The 17,323-nt window shown below is 46.8% G+C and carries 12 protein-coding genes; 11 read left to right on the forward strand and 1 reads right to left on the reverse strand.

The window, feature by feature from the left end; genetic code table 11:
• The first annotated feature begins 483 nt into the window (after positions 1-483).
• The 11 genes from Q0991_RS11715 (at position 484) to Q0991_RS11765 (ending at position 15,712) form a co-directional block, all read left to right on the forward strand.
• A complete protein-coding gene (locus Q0991_RS11715) occupies positions 484-723 on the forward strand; it encodes a CTB family bacteriocin (RefSeq protein WP_299488643.1) in 240 nt (79 codons plus the stop codon).
• A gap of 480 nt (positions 724-1,203) precedes the next feature.
• Positions 1,204-2,511 (forward strand): HlyD family efflux transporter periplasmic adaptor subunit, encoded by a 1,308-nt coding sequence (locus Q0991_RS11720; protein WP_299488645.1) that lies wholly within the window; start codon positions 1,204-1,206, stop codon positions 2,509-2,511.
• Positions 2,512-2,557: 46 nt separating this feature from the next.
• A complete protein-coding gene (locus Q0991_RS11725; protein ID WP_299488647.1) occupies positions 2,558-4,750 on the forward strand; it encodes a peptidase domain-containing ABC transporter in 2,193 nt (730 codons plus the stop codon).
• Between the two features lie 24 nt (positions 4,751-4,774).
• A complete protein-coding gene (locus Q0991_RS11730; protein WP_299488649.1) occupies positions 4,775-5,098 on the forward strand; it encodes a hypothetical protein in 324 nt (107 codons plus the stop codon).
• A 90-nt stretch (positions 5,099-5,188) separates the two neighbouring features.
• Positions 5,189-6,511 (forward strand): roadblock/LC7 domain-containing protein, encoded by a 1,323-nt coding sequence (locus tag Q0991_RS11735; protein WP_299488652.1) that lies wholly within the window; start codon positions 5,189-5,191, stop codon positions 6,509-6,511.
• A 178-nt stretch (positions 6,512-6,689) separates the two neighbouring features.
• Complete coding sequence (locus Q0991_RS11740) at positions 6,690-8,051, forward strand: tetratricopeptide repeat protein (protein ID WP_299488654.1); 1,362 nt, start codon at positions 6,690-6,692, stop codon at positions 8,049-8,051.
• 386 nt (positions 8,052-8,437) lie between these two features.
• Positions 8,438-8,782, forward strand: a complete 345-nt coding sequence (locus Q0991_RS11745; RefSeq protein WP_299488657.1) for a hypothetical protein — start codon at positions 8,438-8,440, stop codon at positions 8,780-8,782.
• Positions 8,783-8,914: 132 nt separating this feature from the next.
• Positions 8,915-9,292, forward strand: a complete 378-nt coding sequence (locus tag Q0991_RS11750; RefSeq protein ID WP_299488659.1) for a hypothetical protein — start codon at positions 8,915-8,917, stop codon at positions 9,290-9,292.
• Between the two features lie 3 nt (positions 9,293-9,295).
• Positions 9,296-10,849 (forward strand): GTP-binding protein, encoded by a 1,554-nt coding sequence (locus Q0991_RS11755; protein ID WP_299488662.1) that lies wholly within the window; start codon positions 9,296-9,298, stop codon positions 10,847-10,849.
• Between the two features lie 192 nt (positions 10,850-11,041).
• A complete protein-coding gene (locus Q0991_RS11760) occupies positions 11,042-12,418 on the forward strand; it encodes an efflux RND transporter periplasmic adaptor subunit (protein WP_299488664.1) in 1,377 nt (458 codons plus the stop codon).
• A 108-nt stretch (positions 12,419-12,526) separates the two neighbouring features.
• Positions 12,527-15,712, forward strand: coding sequence for an efflux RND transporter permease subunit (locus tag Q0991_RS11765; protein WP_299488667.1), 3,186 nt, complete (start codon positions 12,527-12,529; stop codon positions 15,710-15,712).
• 90 nt (positions 15,713-15,802) lie between these two features.
• Here Q0991_RS11765 and Q0991_RS11770 read toward each other — a convergent pair whose 3' ends face one another.
• Positions 15,803-16,264: a hypothetical protein gene (locus tag Q0991_RS11770; protein WP_299488670.1), complete on the reverse strand. Its 462-nt coding sequence runs from the start codon at positions 16,262-16,264 to the stop codon at positions 15,803-15,805.
• Positions 16,265-17,323: the final 1,059 nt, after the last annotated feature.

Genomic DNA, 17,323 nt, shown 5'->3' on the forward strand with positions numbered 1-17,323 from the left:
TGTTATCAATGGTCCTGGAGGCAGTGCTTCTCAGACTGATTCTTTAGCCCTTGACATCAACAGCGAAATCTTCAAGCTTACCGATGTTTTCACCTAAGGATACTATCTGAATTTATTTATCTAGTATTCTAGTATGGGGTGTAGGTAGTAACTTTTAGTCTTAGAAAATATATAATTCCTCGCCCCATATTTTAAGTACTGAAAGCAGCAACAGTGATATAGCAGTTTTCAGAATTATAGAAACATCAACCTCTTTCCTAATAAGGATTTAATCTGTTTAGGTGTTCCTATAGTTATGCAAGTAGGTTTGACATAAGAAGCTAATGTAAGTTTCGAAATGTAAATTCGATTAAATCTTATATGAGAAAAGGTTGTTGGCTTAGTTAACAAAAAAAACTTAGCTCATCTCTTCGAGCCAACCCTACTTAATCCACCATGAAGCTCATTTATTTATGTCAGTCATTATCCTGATGAGGTGAAAACATGTCAGATGAACTTTTTATAGACTTATCTGATCAGCAGCAAGAGTTAGTTATAGGAGGCTTTTTTACAAGTCTATATGAGAATGTTGAGTCGAGTTATTTTCTCGATAAATTAGGTGTTAATTCATTTGCTATAGCTGGCCCAAATGGAAGTTATTCATCAACTACATTTGATGCTTTAGACATTGAAAGCATTATCAATAAAACCACACAACTTGATGTCTCTACGCCTCCTGATTAGGGTGTAAACTCAAGGTAAAATAACCTGCGCAGAAAGGATTTTAGCCTTCTAGTTTATGAGCCAATTTTACAGCTATTCCAGCTAGTGCAGCGTCAAGACTTAATTTTAGGATTTGTGATTTCTAGAAGCCTTATTTTTCAAGGATTTCAAGAAGCATCAATTCCAATTTTTAGCTTTAACGCTGCACTGCTTTAACGCTGCACTGCTTTAACGCTGCACTAGGTAAGGATTGTTCTAAAGTAGACCTCTTGCAATATTCATTTCATGATGTGTTAATGACTCAACTTAGGCTGCGCTCTGACTCGGATTTTCATTCTTCTTCCATATCGTTAGTTGAATTATGTAAGAGGTCTAGCGTCCCACTTTACGTTTCGCCCCTTTCTGCCCATCATTTTTATCGGTAGAAATGCTTCCTATTGATTCTTATAAATACGTTTTGTACTTTAACTATCTAAATTTGTGCTAGTCTGAACGGCTGTTATGAATGCTCTTAATACTGACCACCTCCACTTAGTTCAGGAAGATGAATTTCTACCTCCCATTAGCCCATGGATATCTATGGGAGGAATGGTGCTCGTTCTGCTGTTTGGTGGTGCTGTTGCGATTTCATCCATCCTTAAGTTCAGCATTACAGTTAAAGCCCCTGCTAGTATTCGTCCGGCTGGGGGCTTAAGTGTTGTCCAAAGCGGTATTGAAGGGATAATCACTCATATCAATGTTGAAGAGAACCAAGCTGTTAAGAAAGGAGATTTGTTTGCTCAGTTGGATGATTCTGGGCTACAAACTCGAAAAAGCCAGCTCAAAGGCGATATCCAATCCATTAGCCTCCAAAAGTACCAGGTTAATGCCCAACTCAGAGCACTAGATAATCAAATTGTTGCTGAGTCTCGGTTCGTTAGACGTTCTGTAGCAGCAGCAGAAGCCAATCTAGCCGCTAATCGTCGACGCTACCAGGATTTAAAGATCAGCACTGAAGCAGACTTGGAAGAAGCACAGGCTGGGTATAACCTCGCTTCAGAAGAGTACCAGCGTTTCAAAGAGCTAGAAAAGTCGGGGGCCATTGCCAAACTTCAAGTTAAAGAGAAGGAAGCAGCCTTACAAGCTGCCTCAGCCAGGATTAAGCGCCTTAAAGCTGCCACTAACCCAACTGATGCCGACATTGATAGATCCCTAGAGCAGATTGCTCAAGAGAGGGCAAGAGGAGGTGTGACGCTAGCTGGCCTCAATCAGCAAAAAGAGCAGCTAATGCAGACCCAAATTGAAGCTCAAAAACAGCTACAGCGGACCCAGAAAGAACTACAACAGATCGAAAATGAATTGCAAGGCACTAAAATTCGCGCTCCTATTGAGGGGACAGTCTTACAGCTTAATCTTCGTAATCCGGGACAGGTGGTTCAACCCGGTGCAGCCATTGCCCAAATTGCACCTCGGAATGCCCCCCTAACCATCAAAGCTAGAGTCGGTGCTCAAGACATTAACCAAGTCAAAACCGGTCAAGCAGTGCAGATGCGAGTATCGGCCTGCCCCTACACTGACTACGGGACATTGCAAGGAACCATTCTGAGTGTGTCACCTGACGCAATTCCTGCCAGTGAACCCGGTGTCCCTGCGAATGCTAGCCCCGCGTTCTACGAAGTTACGGTTCAACCTCGGACGTTATACATGGGCGATCAAAAACGTTGGTGTCGTCTGCAATTTGGAATGGAAGGCAGAGCCGATATTGTCTCTCGACAAGAAACAGTTTTGCAATTTGTCCTCAAAAAGGCCCGACTATTATCAAATTTTTAGTTCCTGCTTCTTATATTGATTGATCACATGAGATCCCTACCTCTCCATGACTGCTTTATTGCTCCTCAATCCTCTATTCAAATCCCGTCGAAGCTACCAATGTGTCAAGCAGTGGAGTGAAGAAGATTGTGGTGCTGCCTGTTTAGCAACCATCTGTAAATACTATGGACGACTTCTCAGCATTACGCGCAGCCGAGAGGTGGTCGGTACTGGGCAACTAGGTACTACCCTGTTAGGGCTCAAACGGGGCGCAGAAGCCCTGGGGTTCAATGCTCGTTCAGTTAAGGCTTCTGAAGCCCTAGTTGATCGGCTACAGGAAATCTTGCTACCCGCCGTGATCCATTGGAAAGGATATCACTGGGTTGTTTTGTATGGGAAACGGGGGCGTAAATACGTCGTTGCTGATCCTGGCATCGGCATACGCTATCTCACCAAGCGAGAGCTGCTCGAATCATGGAATGGAATTATGCTTCTATTGGAGCCTGATTCCGATCGCTTCACTGATCGAGGGGAAGAGGAGACAAAATCAGGGGGGTTTTCACGCTTCATCAGCCGAATTTGGCCCTACCGCAGTATTTTAAGCCAAGCACTTTTAATCAATGTTGTTCTGGGACTATTGGCCCTATCCAGCCCTTTTCTCATTCAGATTTTGACTGATGATGTCCTGGTTCGTAAGGATCTCGACTTACTCACCGTCGTCGTCATGGGGGTGGTCATCTCCCAGGTATTCAGCAGCAGTCTGCAAATCATGCAGTCTAATCTGATTGCCCACTTTAGTCAACGATTGCAGTTAGGTCTCGTTCTTGAATTTGGCCGCAAAATTTTGCAACTTCCACTCAATTACTATGAATCTCGACGGAGTGGCGAAATTGTTAGTCGTTTGCGAGACATCAATGAGGTGAATCAGCTGATTTCCCAAATTGTGGTGCGGGTTCCCAGTCAAGTTTTCGTTGCTATTATTTCTGTCGGCTTTATGCTGTTTTACAGTGCAAGCTTAACGTTAGTCGCCGCCGGCATCGCCCTGGTTATGACCCTGTCCACCCTGCCGTTTCTACCATTATTGCGGCGCAAAACCCGTAGCTTGCTGATTTTGTCTTCTGAGAATCAAGGGGTTTTAGTCGAGACCTTCAAAGGTGCATTGGTCCTAAAAACGACCAATGCAGCCCCACAATTTTGGGAAGAGTTCCAGTCCCGATTTGGTCGGCTCACCAACTTAACCTTTAGTACCATTCAGCTGAGTGTGCTCAACGGTACATTTACCCAGTTGATTTCTAGTCTGGGGAGTGTTGCGCTCTTGGCTATAGGGAGCTTGCTGGTGATTCAGCAAGAGATCAGTATTGGTCAGTTACTGGCCTTCAATACCATGCAAGGCAATATGCTTGCGCTAATGACCACCTTAATCAGCCTAACAGATGAATATTTTCGGGCTCAAACGGCCATTGGCCGCATCTTAGAGGTCATTGATGCCACACCAGAATCCGTGGGAGATGCCAAAAAACCATTTGCCCAACTGTCCGGAGAACATGATATCCATTGCTCCAACTTGAATTTTCACCATGCAGGGCGTGTGGCACTTCTGGATGATTTTTCCCTAAAGTTGCCTGGGGGTAAAGTGACCGTCATCATCGGCAAGTCAGGTTGTGGCAAGAGTACCATTGCCAAAGTTATTGCCGGGCTGTATCAACCGCAGTCGGGAACAGTTAAGATTGGCCCCTACAATCTCCAGGACCTATCATTGGAGGCCCTTCGCCAACAAGTTTCATTTGTACCCCAAGAACCCCACTTTTGGAGCCGCTCAATAATTGAGAACTTCCAGTTGGGCAACCCTCAAGTTTCTTTAGAGCAAGTCGTTCAAGCCTGTCAAATCGCCAATGCGGACAGCTTTATCAGTGAGTTACCCAATACCTATCAAACGGTTTTAGGAGAATTTGGGGCCAACCTTTCGGGGGGACAACGGCAACGACTGGCCATTGCCCGTGCAATTGTCAATGATCCGCCGATTTTAATTTTGGATGAGTCCACAGCCGGTCTAGATCCGGTTAGTGAAGCAGAAGTGTTAGATAAATTGCTGACTCATCGAAAAGGCAAAACGACTATTATGATTTCTCACCGTCCCAGCACCATCAAACGAGCAGAATGGCTGGTTCAAATGGAAAAAGGCCAACTGCTGCTAGAAGGCGACTTTGCGACACTGGAAAACCAGCCTGGTGAACATCAGAAGTTTTTGAATCACTGCTAATTTATCTTTTTGAGGAGCAAGACAATGTCTCAATTACAAAACAACCCTAAGGCTTCATTAACACCAGATTCACAGTCTGAGTTATTCGATGACTTATCCGACCAAGAACAAGAAACCATCTCAGCTGGGTCTGGTTTTCTGACTTTTCTCTATTTTGAGACGCAAAGCATATTCTCCTCGGCGTCCAATATGACAGAAATCGATAACCTGACACCGGGTTCTGATGGGGGAGGAAGGACGAGCAACCATGCCACCTATGACTCCAAACGCACAACGTTTGCCTTTGGAGGTCTCATTCCAATCGGTTCAGTTGCTTCTTTTATCTCATCAATCATTAAACTGTTTTAGTCCGATACGGCTTATCGCCAAGGGTTGTGAAAAGAGGCCCTATCAGTTGCGTGATTTCAGAGGATATCGATTAGGTTCAAGATGACAAAAATGCTGGTGACAAATACTGTTTTGAGGCAGGATAGTGGTGAGAGTAATGTTTCGTCTAGTGAGTTGACGCTGCTGAATCGTGAATTAAGCCCGTCAATTGACGATTCAGCGCCTGTATTGTTAGAACCTATCATGCTACAGTCCCTCGGACAGCTCGTTTATACTAGTTTCCCCAATACTGGCTTTCGGCATTTGTCTAGCCCGCAAATCCCGAAGGAGATTCAGCATGCGTTTGTTCATCAAGTAGTCTATTTGCGTTGGAACTCCTATAACCCTCCTGCAGCAGACTATCGCGCCGCTTACCTCTATCAAATCAACGCCAACCACACGCTATTTGGCTGGCTATATGGAGATGCCACTGACGATGTAGGCCGTCATGTTCCCTATTTTGTGAGCTACCACTTAGCAGAACCGCTGACCGAAGCCCACCTCAACAGCATCTTTATCTGTCTGCAGCGAGGCCCTATTTCAATCGTCAATAAAAGTAATTTGAGTAACGGTGCCTTAGACAATGTTTCAATTCCGGATATTCGAGGATATCCTCCCATTCGGATTGGCGTTGATATCCCCGATGATATTCGCAATTACAGCCGTACTTTTCTGCAAATGCAGGAATTGCTGAACATTTTCGTGCCTGCCACCGATCGCCAATCTAGGCTGGCTTCTTACCAAAACCAGCAGTCCGATGATTTAGCCCAATCGCTGGCAACACAAAAAACAATCCTCCAACCTTCAAATAAGCGAAAAACAGACCCTACACCACAGCTTCAATCATCCTCTGCTGAGGCAGCCGAAGCTCCTGCAGCTCACGCTGGTTCAAGCGAAATGAGCTATGTCAACCAAATCTTACATGAGCTGATTGCAAAGCCGATTGGGATTCAAAGTGCTTTTTTAGTGTCCCTAGAAGGCCTCCCCATTACTTCTCCCGTGGGTATCAGTGAAGATAGTGCCCTTATTATCGCAGGCACAATGCTATATCTGGCTAGAAGTACTCATGAAGAGTTACAGTGGCAAGGCATTGAGAAGATTACAGTTCAAGCTCAGGAAGGATATGTCATTCTGGCAAACTGTACCTCTGGTGTTTTTCTACTTGTCAAAGCAGCAAAGGCATTAACGGGGCTGCTGGATGGAGAGATTAACCGAACGGTTAAACGTCTACAAACTGCTCTAGAACTTGAAAATATCGACAAGGATACCGAGTTATCCCCCGAAGCTAGGGGTGAGTTGGTTAACCAGCTCAGTTTAGATCAGCCAGTTGCCCATTCCTCTGAAGCGGCTAACCATAACCACCAAATCAAATATAGAGGGAACGCTGTTCAATAATCTTGCACTGAAGATTGAGCTGATTTCACGACCCGTTCAAGCCTGCTATCTAGCTGATCCGTTTCCAAAATCATATCCACTCTGTTTCAAAATGGGTCGATGACAATATCTACACCGTCAACAGTTGCATTCCCCACCTCCACCGTTTGTTCTGTAGAAATTAAACATAACGAAAACAATGAGCTTATTCTTCGGAGATGATCCAAAAGCCCTAAATCTACTGAGTATCGGAGATCGTGGGGTTGGCAAAACTGTGTTTTTGGTGGGTAGTTATACCGAATCGAACTCCAGCTATGAGGGAGATCAACAGAAAAAGGTATGGTTTGACTGCCAGGATCAAGAGGCTCACGAAAATATCCAGGGGGTAATGAACTATATTGCCCAAACAGGGCAATATCCACCCCCGACCATGAAAATTTCAGGCTTTAACTTTAGCTTGAAACAACAGCGGCCTTGGGGCACGCAGACCCTCTGTTATTTCCGATGGTGGGATATGCCGGGGGAAATTTGCGATATGAAGAATCGCAATTTTCAATCGATGATTTTGAGTTCGCAGGGTTGTTGTGTTTTTATCAATGCGTATGATTTAATCAACGATCCGGCTTATTTGGATTCGGTGAAAGACATTATTGAACTCGTGACTGCGATCGCATCCTTGATCAAACATCACAATCTCCAATACCCAATGGCGCTGATTTTTACCCAATGTGATCGGCTAGAAGAAGGGCCCTTGGGGCAATTACAAATTGAAAAATGTCTAGAGCCGCTCATCATTCGCCTAGAAAACGCTCGCACCAACTATCGCCGCTTTTATTCCTCCATCCCCATTGTGCGGATAGATGGCATGCCGGTCCTCCGGGCCTCAGGCTCCTCAGATGCATTGGTGTGGATCACTTCTGAACTCTGCAAAGCTCGTTCGGTCCAATCTGGACAAGATTTAGCCTCAAGCCTATCCCAGAGTACGTCTCTCAAAAAGTTTGTGCCTACGGCTGCTCGTCGCCCCGCCTTGACCCTAGGTTTAATTTCCGCAGGGGTCGTCGGAGTGCTAGCGATGGGGTTTGCCCTCACGTCACTGTGGTCGAATCAACAACCGCAGCAGGCCAAAGCCACCCAACAAACGATTGCGGATCATCAAGACGTCTTGACCCGAGATCCTAACAATTTGAATTCGCTGATTTCGGTTTATGACCATTATTTGGAGATCGGTCAACCGGCCAAAGCGGTGCCGTTATTAGAGAAAATCGTGGCCCAAAAGAGCAATGATGTCGGACTAAAGTTTAACTTGGCTGACCTTTATGAATTAACTGGGGACAAGCAAAAGGCTGAAAATACCTACGATAAAATTCTGACGCAACATCCTCAAGAAATTAAGGCGATGGTTGGAAAAGCGATTTTAAGAGGCGAGGAGGGAGATATGCAGACCGCCCAATCCTTATTCCTACAGGCTGAAAACATTGCTGAGACGAAAGAAGCCAAAGGAAAAATCAAAGAGATTGCGGCCCAAACCCTGCAAGCTCCCTCGAATACGGCAACCCAGTAAGGTTAGGGCATCGGCGTTCCTTCGCTTATATGTCTGAGCTTGATCGACATCCTCCCATCGCCATCATGCCCATAGATTTGGAGGTGAGGCTGGTAGGTCAGGGTTGGGGATCTATCTGAATCACCTGTTTAATTTGAGTGAAGTCTGGTACACACTAAACAGGTAGAGAGGCATCTCCTATACTAAGGACGCCATAGCGATGGCATCGGTCATGATCTAGCCTAATTAATGACTAATCTCTCAGCATTTATGAAGTGGGCAGGTAAGCGTTCAGCTAGGATTCAATGTTTGACTAGACCCCGACCGTTTTGACCTCAACTTGTGGGTCTGACAATACCGACTTTACGACGGAACTATCCTCAAAATCATTGTGGAGAAAGTAGCTTATGTCTTGGAGAAAAATAGTTGAAATTTTAGCAGGGGGTCTTGCGGGATTTTTGCTAGGGAAGTATGCCAGTCTTGCGCTTTACAACACCGCTATTGCACCTTTAAAGGTGGGGAATGCAGCCCTTTTACCATTGCTGGTTTCCACCCTACTGGGATTGCTCTTCTGCTTGATCCCATTGCTGGTAGGTAATGGTTTGCTTTTGTCCTTCCTCCCTAAAATTGGCGTTTGGTCAACGGGGATCTCATTGGTGATGAGTGTGTATACGTTGGTCTTAGTTGTGATCGCAATTACCTTCGGTTTATTCGGTAACACCTCTCCCATTCCGCTCCCCTTTTGGTTCTAAGAAAAGGTCTTGAGATGGCAAGCGGGGCCAACGTCCACCTTGCAAGCTTTTAGCAGACTAGGTGCCATGAGGACGGATCATCAATGTTCTAGGATGGGGGTATCTCCTTAGGCCTATCTCTACCCGAATGTTATGGAAGATTCTCGCGATGTCTTTGAGAATAGATCCTTAAAACGGCTCCTGCTGTTTATTTATTTGGTGCCGATTTTTGGGGTTGTGCCCGCCATTTGGACCCTCAATCGTCGGGACAGCGATCGCAAACAGCGGGAAGTGAGTCGAGTCGCGATCCTGGTCGGTCTAGCCTGGTTGCTGGGAACCCTTGGCTTGACCTCTGGCGTTGCGGTTGCGAATGCCGAAAATGCCCAAGGCATGGGAATTTCCCTCCTCCTATTCAATAGCGTATTGACCTCTGGATATTTCCTTAACAACGTCTGGTTAATGGTGCGGGTGTGGCGACGACAATCCCTCAATCTCCCAGGGCTGAAACGCGTTACCAAATACATGCCCTAAGCCATGTCCTGGCCCCGCCTGGTTTTATTACTGTTAGGCCTCACCCTCATTCTGGGGCTAATGCTGTGGCTGATCAGTTCTCTACAGTGGCTGTACGGTCAAATTGCCCTAACGTCCCCTTTTTTAGCCAATCTGTTGGTCTTCTGTCTGATTGCCTTGATGGCAGTGTTGATAGGAATTTTCCTCTACTATGCTTGGCAATTTCGAGGGAAGAAAAAGACAAAGCAACACCATCCTCCACAAGTGCCTGAAGATAAGGTGGATGCCGCCGCCTCCAATTTGCGGGCTGTCCATCGCCAAATTCAGCAAATTCAGGATGAAGTCACCCGCCAAGCCCTACTACAACAAACCCGGCAGATGGCCAAAACCTTTAAGCGACGGGAGCTTAAAATCGTTGTATTCGGGACGGGGTCTGCAGGTAAAACATCCCTAGTCAATGCGGTTGTCGGCCACATGGTGGGAGAAGTAGGGGCGACGATAGGCACCACTGAGGTGGGGCAAACATTTCGCTGTCAATTGCGCGGGATCGATCAGGAATTGCTAATAACGGATACCCCAGGTCTCTCTGAACCCGGTATTGCCGGCACTGACCGCGAACAAGCCGCCCGTAAATTAGCCACAGAAGCCGATTTACTCCTATTTGTTGTGGATGGTGATTTAACCCAATCCGAGTACCAACCCCTACGGGCATTAGGGCGAATGGGCAAACGATCCCTATTGGTTTTTAATAAAACGGATTGCTACACGGCGACTGATCAGACCCAGATTCAACGGCGACTCCAAGAACGGGTGCAACATTGGATTCAAACGGAAGACGTGGTTGCGATCGCAGCTCATCCCCAACCCCTGCGTCTTCCCTCGGGCGAACTCCTAGCGCCAGAGCCGGAACTCGACGCATTGCTACAGCGCATCTCCCAGATCCTACGAGCAGAAGGAGAGGATTTATTTGCCGATAATATTTTGCTGCAGTCCCAACGCCTGGGAACCGAGGCTCGACAACAGATCGATCGAGAACGTCGGCAACAAGCCGACCAAATTGTAGATCGATTTCAATGGATTGGTGCCGGGGTTATTTGGGTGACGCCGGTTCCTGTGATTGATTTGTTGGCGACGGCTGCCGTCAATACCCAAATGGTGATTGAAATCGCCAAAATTTACGGCTGTGATTTGACCTTAGAACGGGCCAAGGATCTGGCCCTCTCCCTTGCCAAAACCATGGTTAGCCTTGGCATTGTCAAAGGCGCCATCGAAGTGTTTGCCCGAGCCTTGCAATTTAGCGTCGTGGGATTCGTCGTTGGTAAAACGATTCAAAGCGTGGGGGCGGCCTATTTAACTCGGATTGCGGGGAAAAGCTTTATTGAATATTTCCGTAATGATCAAGCCTGGGGAGACGGCGGGATGACGGAAGTAGTGCAACGTCAGTTTCAACTCCACCGTCGTGATCGATTCGTCAAAGCCTTTATTCAAGAGGCGATTACCAAACTTCCCGCTGAATTTGGGCGTCACGTACAGCAACAATTAACCCCGACCCGCTCTGAGCCCACAAACAATCCCTAACCCACCTCACTCAGACTAAACAGCACTGGGTTATCAAGCTTCTCCCCCATCCTGGGAAATCCACACTAGAATGGACTTTATATTCCCTTTATATTCTTCAGGGGATCTAGAATTGGGCGATGCGAGCCTCATTTTAAAAATTCATTTAGATCTTAGTTTGGGTTCCAATTTCTATTCCGCCAGCGTCGTCCTATGGAAACGTCTGAAACATCAAATCTACAAGAGCCGGTCGAGAAGCAAATCGCTGTCGCTGAGCAGTCTCTTAACTCGACGATCAAGTCCTTAAAAAAACGCAGCAGCCGGAATTGGCTGATTGCTGGTGCCGTCCTTGTGGGGGCGGGGATCGCCGTCTGGCGATTCTGGCCCACGCAAGCACCGTCAACTGGGCAACAGCCCCCTTCTAGCGTTTTAGTCAAAGTTCAGCAAGTTCAAACGAGCCCCGTTAAACAGGGCTCGACCTTCTTCGGCACCCTAGAAGCCAAGCAGGGGGTGGTTCTGCGACCTGAGATCGAGGGGCGCGTCACCCAAATTTTTGTCTCATCTGGCGCGCGCGTCTCGCCAGGACAGCCCATTGTTCAACTGAGTCCAGAGAAATCTCAAGCAGATTTTGGGGCTGCGATCGCAAATGTGAATGTAGCAACAGCTGCCAGTCGCAACGCCCAAGCTCAACTCAAAGCTGCTGAAGCTGAACGGGCTAGAGCCCTGGCAGAATTGGAGCTGCAAAATACAGAGTTCAAACGCACCGAACAGTTGGTCAAACAAGGGGTCTTGGCTAAACAAGTGTTGGATCAAGTCCGTCGCGATCGCACCTCTGCCCAAGCCACCCTGAGAGCAGCAGATGAACAAATTCGAGCCGCCCAAGCCAACTTATCTCAATCCCGGGCGAGTCTCGATCAAGCCAAAGCCGGAGCGCTATCAGCGCGAGAAGATCTCCAAGATACTCGGGTCATTGCTCCCATCACCGGCGTGGTCGGAGATATTCCTATCAAGTTAGGGTCCTACGTCGAAGCAGGGGATACCTTAACCACCATTACGCAGAATCAGACCCTAGAACTGGATCTCAATATTCCAATCAGTGAACAAGATCAGTTAAAGGTCGGATTGCCAGTCGAACTTTATCCCGACAAATCATCTGACACTTCACAGCAGATTATCGCTAAGGGGCAAATTAGTTTCGTTTCCCCGACAGCGAGTAACGAATCTATCTTAGCCAAAGCCAATTTCGCCAATCCCCAGGGTAAATTACGAGATAGTCAGCGTGTCAATGCCAAGGTAATCTGGCAAACCCGTCCGGGCGTTCTGGTTCCCGCCACTGCAATCACTCGTCTTGGGGGTAAGGCGTTTGTCTTTATTGCCGATCAGCCTCAGCCGCAGCAGGGTAAAATCCCGCCGATGGTGGCCCGTCAACAGCCCGTTAAGCTGGGCAGCATTCAGGGCAATGACTATCAAGTATTGGATGGCCTCCAAACCGGTGAAACCATCATTGTTTCCGGCCTACAAAGCGTAAGAGATGGGGCGACGCTCCGCCTTGATACCGGCAAACCGTCCACAGACAAACCGCCCCAGTAAGGTGCCTTAACGTTTACCTCACCTCGTCTTTTTCCCCTTACGACTCTTTCCTTGGCTGTGCCTGCTTATTTCTTGCTTTTCCCCTAGCCACCGTCCTCTCCTCCTCTTATGCTTGTCAACTTTTTTATTAAGCGGCCCGTCCTGACGACCGTTTGTGCCCTGCTTATTCTGTTAATGGGCCTGGTCTGCCTCCCCACCTTACCCATTGCCCAATATCCGGATATCAGTCCTAAACAGGTCAGTATTCAGGCCAACTTTATTGGTGCTGATGCTGCCACCGTCGAAAATGGCGTTACCAGCATCCTGGAGCGGGAAATTAATGGAGTCGAAGGTCTGCGCTACATGACCTCTAGCAGCAGCAACAGCGGCACCAGCTCCATCACCGCCACCTTTAACAATAACCGCGACCAAGATTTAGCTGCTGTAGATGTGCAGAATCGCGTTTCTAGTGTGGAGTCGCAGTTACCAGCGGCAGTTCAACAAACCGGCGTTCGGGTGACTAAGCAATCCAGCAGCATCCTTATGGGCTTTGGCCTCTTCAGTGAGGATGATGAGTATGACAGTATTTTCCTGAGTAACTATGCAGACTTGTATCTGACCAATGCCCTGAAGCGGGTCCAAGGGGTTGGGGATGTCACCATTTTTGGCGAACGCAAATATGCCATGCGCCTATGGATGGATCCAGAGCGGTTGGCGAAGCGCAATCTGACCGGGCAAGATGTGGTGGATGCCCTGCAAGAACAAAATATCCAAGTGGGGGCCGGACAAATTGGTCAACCCCCTGCTCCGACGGGCCAGCAGTTTCAAATTGACATCCGTGCCGAAAGTCGGTTAAACACCATCGAAGAATTTGAAGACGTGGTCATTGACGCGACCGACGGCAACCTTATCAAGTTGAAGGATGTGGGTCGAGTTGAACTTGGGGCTGAAAATTACGGCTCATTTCTGCGGTTTCGGGGTAAAGAAGCGGTGGGTCTAGGCATTTTTCAAATTCCCGGGAGTAATGCCCTAGAGGTTGCCCGGGGCGTAAAGGAAACCATGGCAGCCCTATCCCAAGATTTCCCCCCTGGGATGACCTATGACATTGGCTTTGACACCACCGATTATGTGGAACAGTCTTTAACCGAAGTGATCTGGACCTTAATTCAAGCCGTTGGCTTGGTGGTTCTGGTGATCTTCGTCTTTTTGCAAGATTGGCGCACCACCATTATTCCCGCCGTCACCATTCCCATTTCCCTGATTGGCACCTTTGTATTTGTGAAGCTGTTTGGCTTTTCCATCAACAGTCTGACCCTGTTCGGCCTCACCCTAGCCACGGGCATGGTGGTGGATGATGCAATTGTGGTGGTCGAAAATGTCGCGGCCAAAATTCAGAACGAGGGCATTAATCCGCGACAGGCTGCTATTGTCGCCATGCAAGAGCTAACAGGAGCGGTGATTGCTACCTCTCTGGTTTTAATGGCGGTGTTTGTACCCGTCGCCTTTTTCCCGGGGACGACGGGGGCGCTGTATCAACAGTTTGCATTAACGATTGCATTTGCGATCGCTCTCTCCACTTTCAACGCCCTCACCCTGACGCCTACCCTATCCGGGTTACTGTTGCAGCAAAATCCCAGCATTCCGAGTTGGTTGGCACCGGGGTTTAACGGGTTTAATCGCCTCCAAGATCGGTTACGCCAGAGCTATGGCAAGATTTTGGACTGGATGAATCGATTTAAATATCTCGTTTTAGCGATCTTTGCCGCTTTGCTAACCCTAACGGCATGGCTCTACACCACCGTTCCCTCAGCCTTTTTACCGGAAGAAGATCAAGGCTATTTCCTCACCATTGTCGGAGCACCCGATGGTGTCTCGCTGGAGTACACCAGTGATGTGATGACAAAAATTGAAGAAGTCATGCTGCCCATCCCAGAAGTGCGAGCTACTTTTGCGGTGGGGGGATTTAGCTTTGGAGGCAATGCCTCTAATAAAGGGATTGTCTTTACTACCCTCAAACCCTGGTCTGAACGGCGTGCGCCAGAGCAGAAAGCTGAGGCCATTATTAACCGAGTTCGAGGTCAATTGTTTCAGATTCCTGAAGCGCGCATCTTAGCCATTAACCCCCCTTCTATTCGTGGGCTGGGCAGCTATGGAGGCTTTACGTTTCAGCTTCAAGACCGAACTGAGAATATGAGCCTAGACGAGTTTGTAGGCAATATGGGCAAATTGTTGGGGGCTGCCAACGACCATCCCGCTCTAGAAGGCGCTTTTACCACCTATGGGGCCAATACTCCGCAGCTCCAAATTGAAGTAAATCGTCAGCGAGCCAAAGCTTTACAAGTTGATGTTGATGAAATATTCGACACATTGCAAATTTATTTGGGCTCCCGGTATGTTAATGATTTTAGTCTGGGTCGCCGTACCTATCGGGTCTATGTGCAGGCCGATCAGCAGTTTCGCTCCAATCCGGATGATATTGGCAAGCTATATGTCCGCTCCGGCACGGATCAGATGATCCCTCTCAGTAATTTAGTCACTATTACTTCGGTAACGGGTGCCCAAACCATTAATCACTACAATCAATATCGTTCCATTGAGATTAACGGGGCGGCAAAGGCGGGCGTGAGTTCGGGGCAAGCCTTACAAGCGATGGAAGATATCGCTGCCAAAATACTCCCACCTGGCCTGGGCTTTGAATGGTCAGGCATCTCTTTAGAAGAAATTGAGTCTGGCGGTCAAGCCACCCTTATTTTCAGCTTGGGGCTGGTGCTTGTGTTTTTGGTGCTTGCAGCCCAGTACGAGAGCTATGTGGACCCGGTCATCATTATGCTCTCGGTTCCTCTGGCGGTATTAGGGGCTTTAGGGGCTCAAATCCTGCGAGGATTTTCCAACGATATTTACTGCCAAATTGGCCTGGTGATGTTAATTGGCCTCGCCAGTAAAAACTCCATTCTGATTGTTGAATTTGCCAATCAATTGCGCGCGGAAGGGTTATCTATTCCCAAAGCCGCACTTCAAGCGGCGCAGCAGCGACTCCGGCCCATTTTGATGACCGCCATTTCCACCCTTAGCAGTATTTTTCCTCTAGTGGTGGCCTCTGGGGCTGGCGCTGGTAGCCGTCAATCCTTGGGAACAGCGGTCTTTGGGGGCATGTTTATTGCCACCTTCCTAAGTCTATTTGTGGTGCCGATTCTGTACATTGTCATCAAAGGCCTGAGCGATCGCCCCTCCCCCAGCCCGGCGGCTCTTCCCCCAGCCGTAGATACTCAGGAAGCAAACGAGCAAATACCCGTTACGGCCAAACGAAGCAGTTGAAGCGTTAGCCAAAACTTTGTTAGTTAAATTGAAACGAGTAGATATAGCGATCGCCTTGCCAACTCAAAAAGCTATTTGATAGCAGCCCCATCACTCAATCCCTAAAATATTACGTAAAGCTGGTAGTTGATGGGTTCGTAGAAATTTAAAGTCAGAGCAATTTAAACTTTTAAACGGCACCTGTTGCCCATGTTTGACCCCTGCATTAAACTCTTCCAATTCTCTCTGACTTAAACAATAAGGGCTGGGGTAAAGAAACCGGGCAATCCATTTAAACAGCACTAGATGGCGCCAATGAGTATTTGGGTCATTTCCCATCGCGAATCCAAGGACATAGGCTTCTCCAAAAGAGTCAAATCCCTTTTTTAACAATAGGTGTAGGCAATCATGTTGGTATAAGTCAATCTTGCCTGGCAACGCGAATGGACTATTGGGATTTTCAAACAACCACACGAAGAATGGGATTTTTGAAGGAGGGTCTCCAGCTAATGTTAAATATGCATCATGCAGAGTTAATACTTCAAGTTCTTCTGGGTAGATATCCCAAAGCATTGACTCCTCCTAGTTGAAATATCAAAAATTTACGATTGTTAGCTTAGAATCCAGCGAAAAATACCTAAGCAGTCTACACAAATAAAAAGGGATGCAGAATAAAGTGTCATCGATTGATCTCGAAGCAAAATACTTGAGAGCAACATTTGACCCGAACTCACAGCAAGAAAAAGAAAGCCATAGCCACTAATTTCTGTATTCGAGGCAAGGATAATACCTCCCGCTATAGCACAGGCAGTGCTAGAGAATTTTAGCCGTTGTGCTAAGGCTAAATGATTGCTAAATAAAACCATTGGCACTCTCTATATAGACAATGTTTGCTCATACATTTAATAAAGAAATTATTCTTTCATCCAACTCAAACATCTAGACAAGCCTGATTTTTATTAATCAATATTCTGATAGAGCTATCATTAGGTAAAAAATATATCTTCAGAAGTTATTAGCAGTAATACTTACACCTAATCCTCTGACACACGACCAAAAAGTATCCATCAATATAAACTACTTGCAGGCAAGAGAAAACATCCAGACAGAAACATGTAATATTCTCTTGAGATAAATATCATATATTTAGGTTTAAACTGATGTTAACTATTATTTTGTATCACAAACTGAGAAGACAACCCTAATCTTTCTTGTAGGCTTTTCTTTCAATATAAGCCTAATAATCTGTTTTCTAGCTGAATTCTCTAGAAGTAAATCTTCTGGAAATCAGTCCTGCACTATTTTTGCAATAAGCAAGTAGTATTGCCTCAATATCTTTATTAAAATTTATTTGATAAAATGCTCACTTTTTCAGGAGATAGCTATCAGTACTTCCTCAACAAAAACTCTGGTAAATATCAAGCCTTCATAAAAAACAGGATCTAATCTCAGTCTCTATAGAGAAAATTCTGCTAAGGATATTGATGGGCTTAGAACTTTAATTTCATGCTTGCTCACTGCTTGTAAGCGAGGCCAGGGCTGTTTTAAATTACCTATAGAAAAATTAGGATGACTCAACCTCGTAATGGAAGAAGTAATGAGCACCCTAATTGACGTCTTCAAGCAAGTCCC

This window comes from Acaryochloris sp. IP29b_bin.137, from assembly GCF_028285745.1.
GTDB lineage: Bacteria > Cyanobacteriota > Cyanobacteriia > Thermosynechococcales > Thermosynechococcaceae > Acaryochloris.

What these genes read in the sequence shown, in the direction of transcription:
- Q0991_RS11715 (WP_299488643.1), top strand. Translation starts at nt 484, where the DNA reads ATGTCAGATGAACTTTTTATAGACTTATCTGATCAGCAGCAAGAGTTA.
- Q0991_RS11720 (WP_299488645.1), top strand. Translation starts at nt 1,204, where the DNA reads ATGAATGCTCTTAATACTGACCACCTCCACTTAGTTCAGGAAGATGAA.
- Q0991_RS11725 (WP_299488647.1), top strand. Translation starts at nt 2,558, where the DNA reads ATGACTGCTTTATTGCTCCTCAATCCTCTATTCAAATCCCGTCGAAGC.
- Q0991_RS11730 (WP_299488649.1), top strand. Translation starts at nt 4,775, where the DNA reads ATGTCTCAATTACAAAACAACCCTAAGGCTTCATTAACACCAGATTCA.
- Q0991_RS11735 (WP_299488652.1), top strand. Translation starts at nt 5,189, where the DNA reads ATGCTGGTGACAAATACTGTTTTGAGGCAGGATAGTGGTGAGAGTAAT.
- Q0991_RS11740 (WP_299488654.1), top strand. Translation starts at nt 6,690, where the DNA reads ATGAGCTTATTCTTCGGAGATGATCCAAAAGCCCTAAATCTACTGAGT.
- Q0991_RS11745 (WP_299488657.1), top strand. Translation starts at nt 8,438, where the DNA reads ATGTCTTGGAGAAAAATAGTTGAAATTTTAGCAGGGGGTCTTGCGGGA.
- Q0991_RS11750 (WP_299488659.1), top strand. Translation starts at nt 8,915, where the DNA reads ATGGAAGATTCTCGCGATGTCTTTGAGAATAGATCCTTAAAACGGCTC.
- Q0991_RS11755 (WP_299488662.1), top strand. Translation starts at nt 9,296, where the DNA reads ATGTCCTGGCCCCGCCTGGTTTTATTACTGTTAGGCCTCACCCTCATT.
- Q0991_RS11760 (WP_299488664.1), top strand. Translation starts at nt 11,042, where the DNA reads ATGGAAACGTCTGAAACATCAAATCTACAAGAGCCGGTCGAGAAGCAA.
- Q0991_RS11765 (WP_299488667.1), top strand. Translation starts at nt 12,527, where the DNA reads ATGCTTGTCAACTTTTTTATTAAGCGGCCCGTCCTGACGACCGTTTGT.
- Q0991_RS11770 (WP_299488670.1), bottom strand. Translation starts at nt 16,264, where the DNA reads ATGCTTTGGGATATCTACCCAGAAGAACTTGAAGTATTAACTCTGCAT.